Consider the following 13,218-nt stretch of genomic DNA (forward strand, 5'->3'; position numbering starts at 1 on the left):
GTCTGGATTCCGTGACCGTGCGCCTCTACGACTCGAAGACCCAGTCGCTCCGCGACTTCGTTCCCCTCGTTCCCGGACGTGTCGGCATCTACGTCTGCGGGCCGACCGTGCAGTCGAGCCCGCACATCGGGCACCTGCGCAGCGCCCTCGTGTACGACATCCTGCGACGTTGGCTCGACCACGGCGGCAACGACGTCACCTTCGTGCGCAACGTCACCGACATCGACGACAAGATCCTCGCCGGCGTGGCCGAGTCGGCCGAGGAGTGGTGGGCGCTCGCCTACAGGGTGGAGCTCGAGTTCACAGCGGGCTACACCAGGCTCGGCATCCTGCCCCCCACGTACGAGCCACGGGCGACGGCATCCGTCGACCGGATGCAGCGTCTCATCGCGGAGCTGATCGAGCGCGGCCACGCCTACGCCGCCGCAGACGGCACGGGCGACGTCTACTTCGACACCGCGAGCTGGCCGGCCTACGGCGAGCTCACCCGCCAGAACCGCGACAACATGGAGGCGGCGACGGATGCCGATCCCCGGGGCAAGCGCGACCCTCGCGACTTCGCGCTCTGGAAGGGCGCTAAGGAGGCCGAGCCGGCATCGGCGTCGTGGCCGTCACCGTGGGGAGACGGCCGGCCCGGCTGGCACATCGAGTGCTCCGCCATGTCGCAGCGCTACCTCGGCGACGCCTTCGACATCCACGGCGGCGGCCTCGACCTGCGCTTCCCGCACCACGAGAACGAGCTGGCGCAGTCGACGGCCGCAGGTCTCCCGTTCGCGAGCTACTGGGTGCACAACGGCCTCGTGAACGTGGCGGGCCAGAAGATGTCGAAGTCGCTCGGCAACTCCGTGTTCGCCTCCGAGCTGCTCGAAGCGGCCTCGCCCCTCGCCGTGCGCTACCTGCTCGGCCAGGCCCACTACAGGTCGACGCTCGACTACAGCCCCGGCGGACTCGCCGAGGCACAGGCGGCCGTCGACCGCATCGCGGGGTTCCTCGATCGGGCTGCCCGGCGCCTCGCCGACACCCGCTTCGCCTCGACCGGAGCGATCCAGGTTCCCGACGCCTTCGCCGAGGCGATGGACGACGACCTCGCCGTCCCGCAGGCCCTCGCCGTTCTGCACGACACCGTGCGGGCGGGGAACGCGGCGCTCGACGCTGAGGACCTCGGAGCTGCGGCATCCGCCCATGGTTCCGTGCTCGCCATGGTGCGGGTCCTCGGCATCGATCCGGGTGCGCCCGAGTGGGCGAATTCGGGCGATGCGGCATCGGAGCAGGCTCTTGCTATGCTGGTAGGTCGCCTTCTCGCCGATCGATCCGACGCACGTACGGAAAAGGACTGGGCGACAGCTGATCGCATCCGCGCGGAGCTCTCTGCGGCGGGCATCACCATCGAAGACACCCCGACGGGTGCGCATTGGAGTCTTGAATCATGAAGTCGAGTAGCGGCAAGTCGCGCGCTGGCGCGGTACGCAAGGGCAAGAAGGGCCCCCAGGTGGGCTCGGGCGGGCAGGGCCGTCAGGCCCTCGAGGGCAAGAAGCCCACTCCCAAGGCAGAGGACCGCCCGTACCACCCCGCAGGCAAGCGCAAGGCGGCGCAGGAGCGCTACACCGCTGCCGGTGGCAAGAACTCCTCGGGTGGGCGCACGGCGGCCAATGGTCGCCCCGACACCCGCTCGCAGGGCCGCACCAAGCCCAAGAGCGAGGAGGCCGAGATCGTCACCGGTCGCAACAGCGTCGTCGAGGCCCTGCGCGCGAAGATCCCCGCGACCGCCCTCTACGTTGCCGCCCGCGTCGAGATGGATGAGCGCGTGAAGGAGATCCTCTCGATCGCCAACCACCGCGACATCCCCATCCTCGAGGTCATGCGCCCCGAGCTCGACCGCCTCGCCGGTCGCGACGCCGTGCACCAGGGCGTGGCCATCAAGGTTCCGCCCTACGAGTACCCGCACCCCGTCGACCTGCTCGAGGAGGTCATCGGTCGCGGCCAGACGCCGCTGTTCGTCGCCCTCGACGGCATCACCGACCCGCGCAACCTCGGCGCGATCATCCGCTCGACGGCTGCCTTCGGCGGTCACGGCGTCATCGTTCCCGCTCGCCGCTCCGTAGGCCTCACGGCATCGGCCTGGAAGACCTCGGCCGGAGCTGCAGCGCGCACGCCCGTCGCGATGGCTCCGAACCTCACCGCCGTGCTCAAGGCGTTCAAGGACGCCGGAGTGTTCGTGCTCGGCCTCGACGGCGGCGGCGAGCTCTCGCTCCCGGGCCTCGAACTGGCCGACCGTCCTGTCGTCGTCGTCGTCGGAAGCGAGGGCAAGGGCCTGTCGCGCCTCGTCACCGAGACCTGCGACGCCGTCGTGTCGATTCCGATCAGCTCGGCCACCGAGTCGCTGAACGCCGGCATCGCGGCATCCGTCACCCTGTACGAGATCTCGAAGCTGCGCGCCGAACGCTGACGCATGGCCTGAGCGGAGGAGTCACAGCGAGGTGACACAGGACGCGGAGCGGGACCGGCTGGTGCAGCGGGTCTACGCCCGCGCCTCCGCCGACGAGGCCGAGCAGAGCTTCGTCGACCCGGACACCGGCGAACGCGTGAGCATGCGCCCGTCGGTCTGGGAGCTCATGCTCCACGACCGACGGGTGGCTGCTGCCGCTGCGACCCCGCAGGTCGAGGCGGCGGCTCCGGATGCCGCTCCCGACGCACCGCTCACCGACGCGGTGCGCGACCCTCCTCGCGGCGCCGGCCGCAGGTCCGGCCGCCGCATGCTCATCATCGGCCTCGCAGCTGGCGTGCTGATCGGCGCTCTCGCCGTCACGGCGGTCGAGGCCGTCAACCGTGCCGTACTCGCCGCCCAGCCGCCGACGCCCGCGCCCACGGCGATGCTCGAGACCGTCTTCAACAGCCTCGCCTACCCGACGGCCAACCCGGGGGACGCCGTCGTCCTGGGCTACGTCAGGGAGTCGTTCAGGCAGCTCGCGTCGGACATCGTCAGCGATGACGACGTGCAGATCTTCGCGGCCATCCGCAATGACGGCGCCTACTGCCTGGTGTCGGTGGTCTCGGGAGTGCGCGCCGTGTCGGAGTGCGCGACCGCCGAGGAGATCGCCGAGCGGGGTCTGCGCATGGAGAAGACGGCCACGAGGCCGGGCAACCCTGAGCTGCTGACGCTCACGATCGACTGGGGGCGTGACGGCATGATCACCTGGCACGTCGACGAGGCGGCCTACGAGCAGGACACCACGCCCGTCACACCTTGAGGCGCCAGTCCTCGTCGGTGTCGGTGGTGGAGTCGCCGTCGTCGCCGTCGTCGTCGCCGATCACCGAGATCGGCACGGTGAAGGCGCCGGTGGGCGGATCGATCATCGTGGCCTCGTCACGGCGGTGGCGCAGCACGTCGTTGATGTAGCTGGTGACAGCCTCGGCCAGTGGGATGTCGTGGCCGGCGTTCTGCGCCATGTACCATCGGTGCTCGAGCAGCTGGTGGAACACTTCGGCGGGCTCGAGCTTGCCCTTGAGGTCGCGGGGGATCGCGCGCACGACGGGCTCGAAGACGCGCATGAGCCACTCGTGCGCGACCATCTCCTCGTCGAGGTCGTTCTTGCCGTAGGTGGCGGCGTAGGAGTCGAGGTCGTTGAGCAGGCGGCGGGCCTGGTTCTCCTCGGCGTCGAGGCCGGTGAGACGCAGCAGGCGGCGCTGGTGGTGGCCGGCGTCGACCACCTTCGGCTGGATGCGCACGGTCGAGCCCTCATCCGTGGTGCGGATGGCGAGCTCCTCGATGTCGAAGCCGAGCTTGTTCAGACGGTCGACCCGCTCGCTGATGCGCCAGCGCTCAGACGAGTCGAACGACTCGGAGCCCGTGAGCTCCTTCCAGAGCAGGCGGTACGCCTCCACGATGCCGTTGGAGATGCGGATGGGATCGAGCTCGTCGGCGACGCGACCGCCGGCCTCAAGATCCATGAGCTCGCCGGCGATGTTCACGCGGGCGATCTCGAGGTCGTTCTCGCGCTGCCCGTTCGAGAGGCCGCCGGTGTAGAGCTGGCCGGTCTCGGCGTCGACGAGGTAGGCGGCGAAGGCGCCGGCGTCGCGGCGGAACAGCGTGTTCGAGAGCGACACGTCACCCCAGAAGAAGCCGATCATGTGCAGGCGCACCAGCAGGACGGCCAAGGCGTCGACGAGACGGGTCGCCGTGTCGGGCCGCAGCGTCTGCGAGAACAGGGCGCGGTAGGGGAGCGAGAACTTGAGGTGCCGGGTGACCAGCGCCGGGGGCAGCGGGTCGCCCTCGTCGTCGACCCGGTTGGTGATCACGGCGACGGGCTCGACGCACGGCACCTCCATGCGCTGCAGCGTGCGCAGCATCTCGTATTCGCCCTTGGCCATGACCTCGGTGGTCTCCTTGACCGCGATGACGTGACCCGAGAGGTTGGCGAACCGCACGAGGTGGCGCGAGATGCCCTTGGGCAGCACGGCGATGTGGTCGTTGGACCACTCGTCGAGGGGCTGGTCCCACGGCAGGTCGAGCAGCGCGGGGTCTGTGACCGCCGAGGTGATGGTGAGGGAGCCTCTCATGAGGATCGAGCCTACCGTTCCGGGGAAAGGCGAACGGCCGGCGGGGAGTCCCCGCCGGCCGTTCTGAATCAGGATGTGGTCTCGCTACGCGTCGGCTTCGCCGGCACTGGATGTCGTTACGTGTCGGCTACGCCGGCACTACTCGATCCATCGCTCGGCCTTCGGACCCTCTCTGCGTTCGAGTCCTCAGTGCGCGATCGCCTGGTGCAGGAGGCGCGAGCCGTTCTCGGCGTCGAAGACGTGCACGTGGCCCGGCGTCGGCGTGAGGTAGACCTTGTCGCCGGCGTTCGGGTGGATGCGGCCGTCGACGCGGGCGACGATGTCGGTGCGCTTGCCGTCGATGGTGGAGTGACCGTAGAGGTAACCGTCGGCTCCGAGCTCCTCGACCAGGTCGACATCGACCTCGAGGCCGGTGTTGGCCGTCGCGGAGACGGTGATGTCCTCGGGGCGCACGCCCACGGTGACGGTAGAGCCGGTCGCGCTGTCGAGCGCCTGACGCTCGATCGGAACGATCGCGCTTCCGAACTTCACGCCGCCGTCGGCGATGTCGGCCGTGAAGAGGTTCATGGCCGGGCTTCCGATGAAGCCCGCGACGAACACGTTGTTCGGCTGCTCGTACAGGTCGCGGGGTGTTCCGACCTGCTGCAGTACGCCGTCCTTCAGCACGGCGATGCGGTCACCCATGGTGAGTGCCTCGGTCTGGTCGTGCGTGACGTAGACCGTGGTGACGCCGAGGCGACGCTGGAGCGATGCGATCTGGGTACGGGTCTGCACGCGCAGCTTGGCGTCGAGGTTCGACAGCGGCTCGTCCATGAGGAACACCTGGGGCTGACGCACGATGGCGCGGCCCATGGCGACGCGCTGACGCTGACCACCCGAGAGAGCCTTCGGCTTGCGGCTCAGGTACGGCTCGAGGTCGAGCAGCTTGGCGGCCTCGAGAACGCGGCTGGCGCGCTCGTCCTTGCCGACGCCGGCGATCTTGAGTGCGAAGCCCATGTTCTCGGCGACGGTCATGTGCGGGTACAGCGCGTAGTTCTGGAACACCATCGCGATGTCGCGGTCCTTCGGGGGAACGTCGGTGACGTTGCGCTCTCCGATGAAGATGTTGCCGTCGTTGACCTCTTCGAGGCCGGCGAGCATGCGGAGCGACGTGGACTTGCCGCAACCGGAGGGGCCGACGAGAACGAGGAACTCGCCGTCGGCGACCTGCAGGTCGAGCTGGTCGACAGCGGGGCGGGTGCCGCCGGGGTACAGGCGGGTGGCCTTGTCGAAAGTGACTGATGCCATGGTTCTGCTTCTCCTTCACCGGCAGGTACGTGCCGGACGATCCGTAGTGAATGGATGGTGGTCGCCATCGGTCGACGGTGACCAAGTGTCAGTATGGCACGCAGAGGAGATGACACCGAATCGGGGGGTACATCTTCCGCGGGGGCGCCGGCATCGGGGTCCACCCCCCGTTCAGGCCCCGGTTGGGCAATTCCCAGACTGTCGGCCTACTATCTTCGAGGCTTTGCCTGCAGCCATCCGCGGTCTTCTCCGCGGCCCCCCGACGCATTTTCAAGCGAGGACCCATGACCAACGGGAGCGACCCCCGTCCGACGAAGAACCAGCGCCGTGAGGAAGCCCGTGAAAAGGCACGCCTCCTGCGCGAGGAGCAGAAGAAGCGCGATCGGCGCAACAAAGTCCTGCTCCAGGGCGGAATCGCGATCGCGATCGTGGCCGTCGTGGCCATCGTCGCGCTCATCATCGTGCAGTCGGTCAAGCCTGCAGGACCCGGCCCGAAGAACATGGCCAGCGACGGAATCGTGATCGGCGAGGGCCTCAAGGCCGTCACCACTCCCGCGCTCGCGGCCGGAGCGAACCCGACGCCGACGGTGCCTGACGAGAGTGGCAAGGTCGCCAACATCCGGGTGTACCTCGACTACCTCTGCCCCTACTGCAACCAGTTCGAGACCACGAACGCGGAGCAGATGCAGAAGTGGCTCGAATCCGGCGCTGCGACGCTGGAGATCCACCCGATCGCCCTGCTGAAGACCAAGTCGGCCGGCACCATGTACTCGAGCCGCGCCGCGAACGCCGCCGCCTGCGTCGCCAACTACAGCCCCGACGACTTCTTCGTGTTCAACAGTGCGCTGTTCGCCAACCAGCCCGAGGAGGGCACGGCTGGCCTGTCCAATGAGGAGATCGCCGCCGTCGCCAAGGACGCCGGTGTCGGCTCCTACGACAGCGTCGAGAAGTGCATCACGGATGGCAAGCTCGGAACGTTCTCGAGCTGGGTCGAGGCCTCGACGGATCGCGCGCTCAACGAGCCCATCCCGAACTCCGACCTCAAGGCCGTCGGCGGAACTCCGACCGTCCTCGTGAACGGCAAGCAGTACTCCGGCTCGCTCACCGACCCCGAGGAGTTTGCCTCCTTCGTCATCCAGGCCGCAGGTGAGACCTACTCGACGTCGACGCCGACCCCGACGGCCACGCCCGCCGGCTGAGCCGCCTGCCCGGCTGAACGGATGCCCGCCTTCATCGTGAGGGCGGGCATCCGTCGTTCGAGCACGGTGTGCACTTCGGATAGGATCGACTCTCGAAGTCGCGAGGCTTCCTGCCGGCTTGGCGCAATTGGTAGCGCACCGCTCTTGTAAAGCGGGGGTTGCGGGTTCGAGTCCCGCAGCCGGCCCCGATCGGGGGAAGACACGTGACACAGCAGGACGCGCCCGCCGCGACGGATGCTCCGCACGACGCCCCGGCGCGCTCGGTGGTCATCGGTGCCGTCGCCTGCGCTGTCGTCGCCGGTGTATTGGTCGCCGTCCAGTCGCGCATCAACGGCGAACTCGGGCAGCGGCTCGGAGACGGCTTCGCCGCCGCGCTCATCTCCTTCGGCAGCGGCCTGGTCATCCTGCTCATCGCTCTCGCGTTCTGGAGGCCGGGGCGCCAAGGATTCCGCCGTCTGCCGACAGCCCTCCGAGATGGGCGCCTGCGCTGGTGGATGCTGTGCGGCGGGGCTGCCGGCGCGTTCCTCGTGCTCAGCCAGGGCCTCACGGCCGCCGTGCTCGGTGTCGCGCTCTTCAGCGTCGCGACCGTCGCCGGCCAGTCGATCAGCGGACTGCTCGTCGACCGCACGACCCTCGTCTCAGGAGGCCCCCGCCATCTGACGGTTCCGCGGGTGGTCGGCGCCTGCCTCGCCATCCTCGCCGTCGTCGTCTCGGTGGCGACGCAGCTGAACGGCGACGCTCCCTTCTGGATGCTGGTGCTGCCGTTCCTCGCCGGACTCGGACTCGGCTGGCAGCAGGCGGTCAACGGCAGGGTGCGCGAGAGCGCCGACAGCGCGTTGACGGCGACTGTCGGCAACTTCGCCGTCGGCACAGTCGTGCTCCTGGTCGCCTTCCTCGTGCACGCCGTCGCCGCCGGCTGGCCGCAATCGCTGCCGAGCGAGCCGTGGCTCTACCTGGGCGGCCCCATCGGCTGCGTCTTCATCGCTGCGGCAGCGGTCCTGGTGCGCATCACCGGAACGCTCGTCCTCTCGCTGGCCATGATCGCCGGCCAGCTCGTGGCCGCGATCGTCATCGACACGATGCTGCCCGGGCACGCGGGATCGCTCGCCGTGTCGACGGTGGTCGGCACGGCGCTCGCTCTCGCCGCCGTCGTGGTCGCAGGGGTGAACTGGGGTCAGTTCCGCCGGGTGGCCTGAGGCTCAGGCGTCGGGCGTGAAGTTCAACGCGATCGAGTTCATGCAGTAGCGGTCGCCGGTCGGCGTGCCGAAGCCATCGGGGAACACGTGGCCGAGGTGCGACCCGCAGCTGGCGCAGCGCACCTCGGTGCGCTCCATGCCGAGGGTGGTGTCGGCGATCAGCTGAACAGCCTCCGGCCGCACGGACTCGTAGAAGCTCGGCCAGCCGCATCCGGAATCGAACTTCGTCCCGCTCTTGAACAGCTCGGCGCTGCAGGCGCCGCAGGTGTAGATCCCGCCGCGCTCCTCGTCGAGGAGCTCACCCGTCCACGGGCGCTCGGTCGCCGCCTCGCGGAGCACCTGGAACTGCTCGGCGCCCAGCTCCTCGCGCCACTCGTCGTCGGACTTCGATACCTGGTAACTCATGGGGGTCCTTCCGGGGATTCGGCGTCGTCGTGGGACAACGCCCGTATCGATGATCGCATTCCGACGAGCCGGGTGACGCTCAGCTACCGCACGATCGCTCGTGCATATGATGGCCGCAAGCCGACCCGAACCGGTCGCGGTCGACTGTGGGAGGTGCGCATGGCCGAGACGGGTGAGACCCGACGCGACACGGCGCGCGCGTCGTCCGGCCTGTCGGAGCGGGACGAGGCTGTTCTCGCATTCGAGAGGCAGTGGTGGGCACACGCCGGCGCGAAGGAGCAGGCGATCAGGGCCGAATTCGGTCTCTCCGCGGCCCGCTACTATCAAGTGCTGGGAGCCCTCATCGACTCGCCGCTCGCGCTCGCGCACGACCCCATGCTCGTCAAGAGGCTGCAGCGGCTCCGCGACGCTCGCACTGCGGCACGCCGACGGCGTTCCCTCGGCACCACTGACGACACGAACTGAACCGGGAAGAATGGCCACCTCGTACCCTGAAGACCGCTTCGACGACATCCCCAAGGATCTCGAGCGGGTCGGAGCCCACCGTTCCCCCCGCAAGCGCGGCCGTGGCTGGATCGCCCTCGGCTGGGCGGCGCTCGCCACCGTCGTGCTCGTGGTCATCGGCGCCGTGGCCATCATGCTGCTGAACACCGGTCTGGACTCGGCTCCGGGCGCCACCACCGCCCCCGAGACACCGGCCGCGACGGCCACCGCGACTCCCACCCAGGACCCGTCGGTGAGCATCACCGTGCTGAACGGCACCGCCACCTCCGGCCTGGCCGGGGAGGTCGCCGACACGCTGCGTGCGGCCGGCTGGACTGTCGGTGCTGCATCCAACGCCGACAAGCAGGACTACAAGGACACCGTCGTGTACTACGCCGACGCCACCTTGGAAGGCGCGGCACGCGGTCTCGCAGCCGCTGTTCCCGGTGCGGACGTGCAACTCTCGCAGGACTTCGCGGAAGCCGGGGCGCAGCTCGTGCTCGTGATCGGATCCGACCACGAATCGCCCGCCTGACGCTCGCTTCGAGCGCCTGCGGCGGAGTGTGTGACGAATCGTTGCCAATCTGCGATCAAAAGCAGCGTTCGATCCCTTGTCGTCGCCGTCGATTTCAGTAACATCTGGTGCTGGTCGAACAATTTCCGCGAGAGCGGGGATGCAGGCGCAGTTCACTGCGACAGGCCCGGTACAGGCATTTGGGCAGGTGCTGCGAGTTACACAGCAATGGGAGCAACGAATGGCGAACGGAACCGTCAAGTGGTTCAACGCTGAAAAGGGCTATGGGTTCATCACGCTCGATGGTGGGGGTCAGGACGTGTTCGTTCACTACTCCGCCATCGACATGGCGGGCTACAAGGTTCTCGAAGAGGGCCAGCAGGTGGTCTTCGAGGTCGGAACCGGAAACAAGGGTCCTCAGGCCGAGTCGGTCCGACTCGCCTGATCAGCACGATCTGGGGGCATAGCCCGTGTCCTAACGCCGTCCGGGTGACCGGGCGGCGTTAGTGTTTGGTCGAGGATCGGCAGTGTCTGTCGAATGGGTTCACAGAGGGGTGCGGATGCGTCGACACGCTGTACTGGCCACGTTCGTCGTGCTGCCGGTCGTCCTGCTGGCGGCTGGGTGCACGGCGACCCCTCCGAAGGCCACCCCGACCCCGACCTCCACCGAGGCTGCGTACGTGTCGACGTTCGAGCCCCCTGCCGCCACGGAGATCGCCCCGCTGCGTGGAACCACGGTTCCGGCCGGCAGCCTCGAGCATCCGTCGGTCGCAGCGAAGATCGACAATCACGAGGAAGCGCGGCCTCAGTTCGGGCTCGACCGCACCGACGTCGTCTTCGAGGAACTCGTCGAAGGAGGCCTCACGCGATACGCGGCCGTATGGCAGTCCGACATCCCCGATGAGATCGGCCCGGTGCGATCCATCCGACCGATGGACCCGGACATCATCACACCGTTCGGCGGCATCATCGCCTACTCCGGTGGGCAGCAGATCTTCGTCGACATGATGATGGCCACCCCCGTGAAGAACCTCGTCTTCGACTACGACACGACGGGCATCTTCTACAGGAACGACGTGCACGATGCTCCGCACAACGTCATCCTGCACGCGACGGATGCCGTGGACCAGGCGGCCGACCTCGCTGCGCCACAGCAGCAGTGGGCATACTCCACGGATATCGCGACGTCCACGGCGGCGCTCGACGGCGCGCCGACCTCCAACATCGCGGTGTCCTTCTCGTCGGAGCGCTATCCGAACTTCACCTGGGACGAAGCCGCCAAGGTCTGGCTCCGGAACCAGGAGGGCGCCCCCGACTTCGACGCCGCCGGCAAGCAGCTGCAGGCGACCAACGTCGTCACGATGCGGGTGGACATCGACGGCACGTATGGCGAAGTGCCGAAGACCATCATGATCGGCTCCGGAGCGGCGACAGTGTCCACGGGGGGCAAGACCGTCAACGCGACCTGGTCGAAGGCCGATGCGGCCAGCCCCATTCGCTTCGTCGACGCCAACAACGTGGTCGTCCGGCTCGCGCCGGGCAACACCTGGATCGAGCTCGTCCCCAATGGGGTGGGCTCCGTCACTCTGCAGTAGAGACTGCCTTCCCGCAGCGTCGCACCGGCTTGCACTCGCGGCATCAGAGTGCCAGAATCGAATTAGCACTCGTTTGGATTGAGTGCTAACTAGACGCAGATTGAAACGTCCGGGAAGGGACGAGAATCACACATGGCAAAGATCATTGCTTTCAACGAAGAGGCCCGTCGTGGCCTCGAGCGCGGACTCAACATCCTCGCGGACGCCGTCAAGGTGACGCTTGGCCCGCGCGGTCGTAACGTCGTCCTCGAGAAGAAGTGGGGCGCCCCCACCATCACGAACGACGGTGTCTCCATCGCCAAGGAGATCGAGCTCGACGACCCGTACGAGAAGATCGGTGCGGAGCTCGTCAAGGAGGTCGCCAAGAAGACCGACGACGTCGCGGGTGACGGAACCACCACCTCGGTCGTTCTCGCCCAGGCACTCGTGCGCGAGGGCCTGCGCAACGTCGCTGCCGGTGCAGACCCCATCAGCCTCAAGCGCGGCATCGAGAAGGCCGTCGCCGCTGTGACCGCCGAGCTCGTCGCCAACGCCAAGGAGGTGGAGACCAAGGAGGAGATCGCCGCGACCGCTTCCATCTCCGCCGGAGACCCCGAGATCGGCGCGCTCATCGCCGAGGCCATCGACAAGGTGGGCAAGGAGGGCGTCGTCACTGTCGAGGAGTCGAACACCTTCGGCACCGAGCTCGAGCTCACCGAGGGTATGCGCTTCGACAAGGGTTACCTGTCGGCGTACTTCGTCACCGACCCCGACCGTCAGGAAGCCGTCTTCGAAGACCCCTACATCCTGATCGTCAACGGCAAGGTCTCCAACATCAAGGACCTCCTGCCGATCGTCGACAAGGTCATCCAGACCGGCAAGCAGCTCCTCATCATCGCCGAGGACGTCGACGGCGAGGCCTTGGCCACGCTCGTCGTGAACAAGATCCGCGGCATCTTCAAGTCCGTCGCCGTCAAGGCTCCGGGCTTCGGTGACCGTCGCAAGGCCCAGCTGCAGGACATCGCCATCCTCACCGGTGGCCAGGTCATCTCCGAGGAGGTCGGTCTCAAGCTCGAGAACGCCACCCTCGACCTGCTCGGCAAGGCTCGCAAGGTCATCATCACCAAGGACGAGACGACCATCGTCGAGGGTTCGGGCGACGAGGAGGCCATCGCCGGCCGCGTCGCGCAGATCCGCGCCGAGATCGAGAACACCGACTCGGACTACGACCGCGAGAAGCTCCAGGAGCGCCTCGCCAAGCTCGCCGGCGGCGTCGCCGTCATCAAGGCGGGTGCAGCGACCGAGGTCGAGCTCAAGGAGCGCAAGCACCGCATCGAGGATGCAGTGCGCAACGCCAAGGCAGCCGTCGAAGAGGGCATCGTCGCCGGTGGTGGCGTCGCCCTCATCCAGGCTGGCAAGACCGCGTTCGAGAAGCTCGAGCTGGTGGGCGACGAGGCGACCGGTGCGAACATCGTCAAGGTGGCCATCGACGCTCCGCTCAAGCAGATCGCTCTCAACGCCGGCCTCGAGCCCGGCGTCGTGGTCGACAAGGTGCGCAACCTCCCCGTCGGTCAGGGCCTCAACGCCGCGACCGGCGAGTACGTCGACATGCTGGCCGCCGGCATCAACGACCCGGTGAAGGTCACCCGCTCGGCTCTGCTCAACGCAGCGTCGATCGCCGGCCTGTTCCTCACCACCGAGGCCGTTGTCGCCGACAAGCCCGAGAAGAACCCGGCTCCGGCCGGCGACCCCACAGGCGGCATGGACTTCTGATCCGAAGGTTGAGGATTCGCCGCAGGCGAAAGCTCAACCGAAGGATCAGCACGGAGGGCCGCGCGCAGCGCGCGCCCGAAGTGCAGGTCTCGCAGTACTGAACGACAGAGGGCGTCTCCCATCACGGGAGGCGCCCTCTGTCGCGTCTGCGCTCGTCTGCCCGCGATCCCGGCGGCCCACCCTCGCTGCATCGGCCCGCGGAGAATCATGCGCCCGTGCGCTGAAGGTGG

General features: G+C 67.9%; 13 protein-coding genes and 1 tRNA gene. 11 read left to right on the forward strand and 3 right to left on the reverse strand.

Features of this window, described 5'->3' with window-relative positions; all coding sequences use genetic code 11:
* Positions 1 to 11: 11 nt before the first annotated feature.
* From cysS to AADV74_RS00145, 3 genes are read left to right on the forward strand one after another with little or no spacing between them, the layout of a single operon-like run.
* Entirely contained in the window at positions 12 to 1,430 is a 1,419-nt protein-coding gene (cysS, locus tag AADV74_RS00135; protein WP_342110597.1) for a cysteine--tRNA ligase, read from the forward strand.
* Positions 1,427 to 2,446 carry a 23S rRNA (guanosine(2251)-2'-O)-methyltransferase RlmB gene (rlmB, locus tag AADV74_RS00140; protein ID WP_342110599.1) on the forward strand — a complete coding sequence of 340 codons (1,020 nt, stop codon included), beginning with the start codon at positions 1,427 to 1,429 and terminating at the stop codon, positions 2,444 to 2,446. Before cysS ends, rlmB begins: the two co-directional genes overlap by 4 nt.
* A gap of 31 nt (positions 2,447 to 2,477) precedes the next feature.
* A complete protein-coding gene (locus tag AADV74_RS00145; protein ID WP_342110601.1) occupies positions 2,478 to 3,248 on the forward strand; it encodes a hypothetical protein in 771 nt (256 codons plus the stop codon).
* Here AADV74_RS00145 and AADV74_RS00150 read toward each other — a convergent pair.
* Together AADV74_RS00150 and AADV74_RS00155 are read right to left on the reverse strand one after the other, a co-directional pair.
* The gene (locus AADV74_RS00150) at positions 3,238 to 4,557 is read right to left on the reverse strand and encodes a DUF4032 domain-containing protein (RefSeq protein WP_342110602.1); all 1,320 of its coding nucleotides are present in this window, start codon (positions 4,555 to 4,557) and stop codon (positions 3,238 to 3,240) included. The genes AADV74_RS00145 and AADV74_RS00150 overlap by 11 nt on opposite strands.
* A gap of 186 nt (positions 4,558 to 4,743) precedes the next feature.
* Positions 4,744 to 5,844 (reverse strand): ABC transporter ATP-binding protein, encoded by a 1,101-nt coding sequence (locus AADV74_RS00155; protein ID WP_342110603.1) that lies wholly within the window; start codon positions 5,842 to 5,844, stop codon positions 4,744 to 4,746.
* Positions 5,845 to 6,128: 284 nt separating this feature from the next.
* Here AADV74_RS00155 and AADV74_RS00160 point away from each other — a divergent pair, with 284 nt between their 5' ends.
* The 3 genes from AADV74_RS00160 to AADV74_RS00170 all read left to right on the forward strand — a co-directional run bounded on the left by AADV74_RS00160 (position 6,129) and on the right by AADV74_RS00170 (position 8,239).
* Positions 6,129 to 7,043 carry a DsbA family protein gene (locus tag AADV74_RS00160; protein WP_342110605.1) on the forward strand — a complete coding sequence of 305 codons (915 nt, stop codon included), beginning with the start codon at positions 6,129 to 6,131 and terminating at the stop codon, positions 7,041 to 7,043.
* A gap of 112 nt (positions 7,044 to 7,155) precedes the next feature.
* Positions 7,156 to 7,228: transfer RNA gene (locus tag AADV74_RS00165), tRNA-Thr, on the forward strand.
* Positions 7,229 to 7,246: 18 nt separating this feature from the next.
* Positions 7,247 to 8,239 (forward strand): DMT family transporter, encoded by a 993-nt coding sequence (locus AADV74_RS00170; RefSeq protein ID WP_342110606.1) that lies wholly within the window; start codon positions 7,247 to 7,249, stop codon positions 8,237 to 8,239.
* A 3-nt stretch (positions 8,240 to 8,242) separates the two neighbouring features.
* Here the strand turns inward: AADV74_RS00170 and msrB are convergent, their stop codons facing one another.
* The gene (gene msrB, locus AADV74_RS00175; protein ID WP_342110610.1) at positions 8,243 to 8,644 is read right to left on the reverse strand and encodes a peptide-methionine (R)-S-oxide reductase MsrB; all 402 of its coding nucleotides are present in this window, start codon (positions 8,642 to 8,644) and stop codon (positions 8,243 to 8,245) included.
* Between the two features lie 159 nt (positions 8,645 to 8,803).
* Here msrB and AADV74_RS00180 point away from each other — a divergent pair, with 159 nt between their 5' ends.
* From AADV74_RS00180 to groL, 5 genes are all read left to right on the forward strand, one after another.
* Positions 8,804 to 9,109, forward strand: a complete 306-nt coding sequence (locus tag AADV74_RS00180) for a DUF3263 domain-containing protein (protein WP_342110612.1) — start codon at positions 8,804 to 8,806, stop codon at positions 9,107 to 9,109.
* 10 nt (positions 9,110 to 9,119) lie between these two features.
* Positions 9,120 to 9,662 carry a LytR C-terminal domain-containing protein gene (locus AADV74_RS00185; protein ID WP_342110614.1) on the forward strand — a complete coding sequence of 181 codons (543 nt, stop codon included), beginning with the start codon at positions 9,120 to 9,122 and terminating at the stop codon, positions 9,660 to 9,662.
* 220 nt (positions 9,663 to 9,882) lie between these two features.
* Positions 9,883 to 10,086 carry a cold-shock protein gene (locus AADV74_RS00190; RefSeq protein WP_342110616.1) on the forward strand — a complete coding sequence of 68 codons (204 nt, stop codon included), beginning with the start codon at positions 9,883 to 9,885 and terminating at the stop codon, positions 10,084 to 10,086.
* Positions 10,087 to 10,201: 115 nt separating this feature from the next.
* Positions 10,202 to 11,236, forward strand: a complete 1,035-nt coding sequence (locus AADV74_RS00195) for a DUF3048 domain-containing protein (protein ID WP_342110618.1) — start codon at positions 10,202 to 10,204, stop codon at positions 11,234 to 11,236.
* A gap of 132 nt (positions 11,237 to 11,368) precedes the next feature.
* Positions 11,369 to 12,988 (forward strand): chaperonin GroEL, encoded by a 1,620-nt coding sequence (gene groL, locus AADV74_RS00200; RefSeq protein WP_056166098.1) that lies wholly within the window; start codon positions 11,369 to 11,371, stop codon positions 12,986 to 12,988.
* Positions 12,989 to 13,218 lie beyond the last annotated feature (230 nt).

Source organism: Leifsonia stereocauli (assembly GCF_038432415.1).
Taxonomy (GTDB): domain Bacteria; phylum Actinomycetota; class Actinomycetes; order Actinomycetales; family Microbacteriaceae; genus Orlajensenia; species Orlajensenia stereocauli.